Raw genomic sequence first — 4094 nt, 5'->3', positions numbered from 1 at the left:
TCAGTTCCGGATTCTGCCCGGCGGCGAGAAACGCCTGCCGCGCGGCCTCGACGATGTTCGAGCGGGCGCCGGTCAGGTCGGTGCGGATGTTGGCGGCGCCGCTTTTGGCGCGGCCGATCACCGTGCCGTCCGCCGTTGCCAGGGCGGCCCTGCAGCTGGTGCCGCCGCCATCGATTCCGAGCACGAAATTCACGTGATTTCTCCTCCGGGCGGATAATACCAATAAAATACCAATAGCCAAGGGTTAATTTCCGTTTTAAAAAGATTAAGCAGTATTTTATTGAAAAATCTGCATATTTCGTCGACTCGACGCCTTCCTACCAGCGAATTCGTTAATGCGTGTGGACAAGTGGTATTTTTTTGGTATTGTTGTGGTATTGGAGGAACCGGGATGGCCGAAACGCGCACCGAAGCGCTTCACAAAAATGCCGAGGGGCTGGACATCCAGGCCCCGGACACCGTCCTTTCCTATCTGGCCGATGCGCAGATCGAAGCCGCCAAGGTCGTGCGCCACGCCATTCCATCCATCGCCAGGGCCGCCGAGATCATTGCCGGCAGGCTGAACAGCGGCGGCAAGCTCGCCTACGCCGCTGCCGGCAGCTCAGGCCTGATGGCGCTGGCCGATGCGCTGGAGCTGCCGGGCACCTTCGGCATTCACCGCGACCGCATCGCTATCCTGATCGCCGGCGGCGACGACGCTTTCCGCACACTCGCCGGCGGGCCGGAGGACGATACCGAGGAGGCTGCGGCAGCGGTCGCCGAGGCCGGCCTCGGCAAGGGCGACTGCCTGATCGCCATTTCCGCCAGCGGCACGACGCCCTATGCCGTGCGGGCCATCGAGGAGGCTGCCCGCCGCGGCGCTGCCACCATCGGCATCGCCAACAACAGGGATTCTGCGCTGCTGCGCCAGGCACAAACCGCCATCCTGCTCGAAACGCCGCCGGAACTGATCGCCGGCTCCACGCGCATGGGCGCCGGCACCGCCCAGAAGATCGCGCTCAACATGCTGTCGACGCTGACCGCCATCCATCTCGGCCATGTGCATGACGGTTACATGGTCAATCTCATGGCCGACAACATCAAGCTGCGCGACCGCGCGGCGCGCATCGTCGCCGCCGTCAGCGGGCGCGGCACGGACGAAGCGGCCCGCCTGCTCGAGAAGAGCGGCGGCGCGGTCAAGACCGCCATTCTGCTCGCCGCCGGCGCCGACAGCACTGACGCGGCGCAGAAGATACTGGAAGAGGCCGGCCAGAAGCTGCGGCCGGCCCTTTCCGCGCTGGGGCATGATCCCGAAAAGTGGAAGCCGCTTTTCGGAAAAGATCATGCTCGAACAGAGAAATAGAGCCTGGTTCATCCCGATTTTCATCGGGGTGAAACAGGCTTGCGAGGGGAGCAAGGGCTCAAAAGCCTCTGTTCTCATCAAAACCGAACCTGAAAAAGGTCAACAGGGAGACTGAGCATGACAACGAAACTACTGACGGCACTGCTTTTGGGCACCAGCATTCTCGGCTCGGCCGGGGTTGCCTATGCCGAAGACGTAACGCTCAACATCGAAAGCTGGCGCGGCGACGACCTTGCCATCTGGAAGGACAAGCTGATCCCGGCTTTCGAAGCCAAGAACCCAGGCATCAAGGTGGTGTTCGCGCCATCGGCTCCGACCGAATATGACGCAGCGCTCGGCGCCAAGCTCGCCGCCGGCTCGGCGGGCGACCTGATCACCTGCCGCCCGTTCGACAAGTCGCTCGAGCTGTTCAAGAAGGGCAACCTTGCTGATCTCTCGGCGCTGCCCGGTATGGAGAACTTCTCGCCGGTGGCCAAGTCCGCCTGGCAGACCGACGACGGCAAGGCGAGCTTCTGCGTGCCGATGGCATCGGTCATCCACGGCTTCATCTACAACAAGGATGCCTTCGACAAGCTCGGCATCAAGGTGCCGGAGACCCGCGACGAGTTCTTCGCTGCGCTCGACAAGATCAAGGCCGACGGCACCTACATCCCGATGGCGATGGGCACCAAGGATCTCTGGGAAGCCGCGACCATGGGCTACCAGAACATCGGCCCGAACTACTGGAAGGGCGAGGACGGCCGCGCAGCACTGATCAAGGGCGAGCAGAAGCTAACCGACAAGGACTGGGTCGCGCCGTATGAGGAACTGGCCAAGTGGAAGCCTTATCTCGGCGACGGCTTCGAGGCGCAGACCTATCCGGACAGCCAGAACCTGTTCACGCTCGGCCGCGCCGCCATCTATCCGGCCGGCTCGTGGGAAATCGGCCTGTTCAACACCCAGGCGCAGTTCAAGATGGGCGCCTTCCCGCCGCCGGTCGAGCGAGCCGGCGACACCTGCTACATATCGGACCATACCGATATCGGCATGGGCCTGAATGCGGCTTCGAAGAACGCCGATGCGGCCAAGACCTTCCTGTCCTGGGTCGCCTCGCCGGATTTCGCCACCATCTACGCCAACGCGCTGCCGGGCTTCTTCAGCCTGAACTCCGCGCCGGTGAAGATGGAAGACCCGCTGGCGCAGGAATTCGTCTCCTGGCGCGGCAAGTGCAAGTCGACGATCCGCTCGACCTACCAGATCCTGTCGCGCGGCACGCCGAACCTCGAGAACGAGACCTGGGTTGAATCGGCCAACGTCATCAACGGCACCGATACGCCGGAAGCCGCGGCCAAGAAGCTGCAGACCGGTCTCGACAGCTGGTACAAGCCGGCGAAGTAAGAGCTCAGGCAACGGAACCGGCCGGGCGCAGGCCTGGCCGGTTCCGGACTACCTCGTTCAGAGTGCGCTTATTCAGATAGCGATTGTCGGCACCGCCTCCCGGCCTTACCCTCTCATCGGGGAAGGCTAGCTGATCAGTCGCAGGCCTTTGTTCTTGCCGCATCGGGCAGGAATGTTCGGGCCGTGCATCGAGGCATCATCTAGATCGATACCCTTTGGAACCGAGAGACGGCGGGGACCGAACTCATGGCCGCAGATATCAGACCGAAAAGATCGTTCCGCTGGCACATCGGCATCTTCCTGGCGCCGGCCGTGCTTGTCTACACGGCGATTATGATCCTGCCGCTCGCCGGCACGCTGCAGCTGTCGCTGTTCCGCAACATCGAGCAGCACCAGGTCTTCGTCGGGCTGCAAAACTTCCGCACCCTGTTCGGCGATCCCAACTGGTCGGTGGGTTTCTGGAACGCGCTGAGAAACAATGTCTGGTTCTTCATCATCCACATGATCGTGCAGAACCCGATCGGCGTCATGCTGGCGGCGCTGCTGTCCAGCCCGAAACTGAGATTCGCGGCTTTCTACCGCACGGCGATCTTCGTGCCGACCATCCTGTCCTTCGTTATCGTCGGTTTCGCCTGGAAGCTGATCCTGTCGCCGTTGTGGGGCGTGGCGCCGCATCTGATGGATATTGTCGGCCTGAAAAGCCTGTTCACGCCGTGGCTCGGCAAGGAGCAATATGCACTGACCGCACTCAGCCTGATCTCGGTGTGGCAGTTCGTCGGCATCCCGATGATGCTGATCTATGCCGCCCTGCTGTCGATCCCCGAAGAGGTGATCGAGGCCGCCGAATGCGACGGGATTACCGGCCTTTCACAGTTCTGGAAGATCAAGCTGCCGCTGATCCTGCCGTCGATCGGCATCATCTCGATCCTCACCTTCGTTGGCAATTTCAACGCTTTCGACCTGATCTACACCGCGCAAGGCGCGCTCGCCGGGCCAAACTATTCGACCGACATTCTCGGCACCTTCCTCTACCGCGCCTTCTTCGGCTTCCAGCTGCAGACCGGCGACCCCAATATGGGCGCGGCGATCGCCACGATGATGTTCCTGATCATCCTCGGCGGCGTCTGCGTCTACCTCTTCCTCGTCCAGACGCGCCTGCGTCGCTACCAGTTCTGAGGGGCCGAGAGATGAGCACCGCCACCCGTTCCGTGCCCCGCACCATCGGCGCCCACGCGATCCTTTTGACCTACACGGTGATCGCGCTGTTTCCGGTGATCCTCGTCATCATGAACTCGTTCAAGTCCCGCGCCGGCATCTTCGGCGCGCCGCTGACGCCGCCGACGCCAAAAACCTTCGACTTGATCGGCTACACGAC

At 62.3% G+C, this 4094-nt stretch carries 4 protein-coding genes and 1 pseudogene; 4 read left to right on the top strand and 1 reads right to left on the bottom strand.

The genetic code is table 11. The annotated features are described in order from the left end of the window. A partial coding sequence (locus EN750_RS21590) for a BadF/BadG/BcrA/BcrD ATPase family protein (protein ID WP_281062313.1) occupies positions 1-193 on the bottom strand: 193 nt, incomplete at its 3' end. 198 nt (positions 194-391) lie between these two features. On the opposite strand from EN750_RS21590, the gene EN750_RS21585 reads away from it, so the two are divergent. The 4 genes and pseudogenes from EN750_RS21585 to EN750_RS21570 all read left to right on the top strand — a co-directional run. Continuing rightward, positions 392-1342 carry an N-acetylmuramic acid 6-phosphate etherase gene (locus EN750_RS21585; RefSeq protein WP_127397589.1) on the top strand — a complete coding sequence of 317 codons (951 nt, stop codon included), beginning with the start codon at positions 392-394 and terminating at the stop codon, positions 1340-1342. 117 nt (positions 1343-1459) lie between these two features. Beyond that, positions 1460-2719: an ABC transporter substrate-binding protein gene (locus tag EN750_RS21580; RefSeq protein ID WP_127397588.1), complete on the top strand. Its 1260-nt coding sequence runs from the start codon at positions 1460-1462 to the stop codon at positions 2717-2719. Positions 2720-2965: 246 nt separating this feature from the next. Next, positions 2966-3895 carry a sugar ABC transporter permease gene (locus EN750_RS21575; protein WP_127397587.1) on the top strand — a complete coding sequence of 310 codons (930 nt, stop codon included), beginning with the start codon at positions 2966-2968 and terminating at the stop codon, positions 3893-3895. 11 nt (positions 3896-3906) lie between these two features. Beyond that, positions 3907-4094, top strand: a pseudogene (locus EN750_RS21570) (carbohydrate ABC transporter permease); the annotation flags it as partial.

The organism is Mesorhizobium sp. M7A.F.Ca.ET.027.03.2.1, assembly GCF_003999175.1.
Taxonomy (GTDB): domain Bacteria; phylum Pseudomonadota; class Alphaproteobacteria; order Rhizobiales; family Rhizobiaceae; genus Mesorhizobium.
The sequence above is the reverse complement of the archived record's forward strand: the minus strand, read 5'-3'. Positions and strand labels throughout refer to the sequence as shown.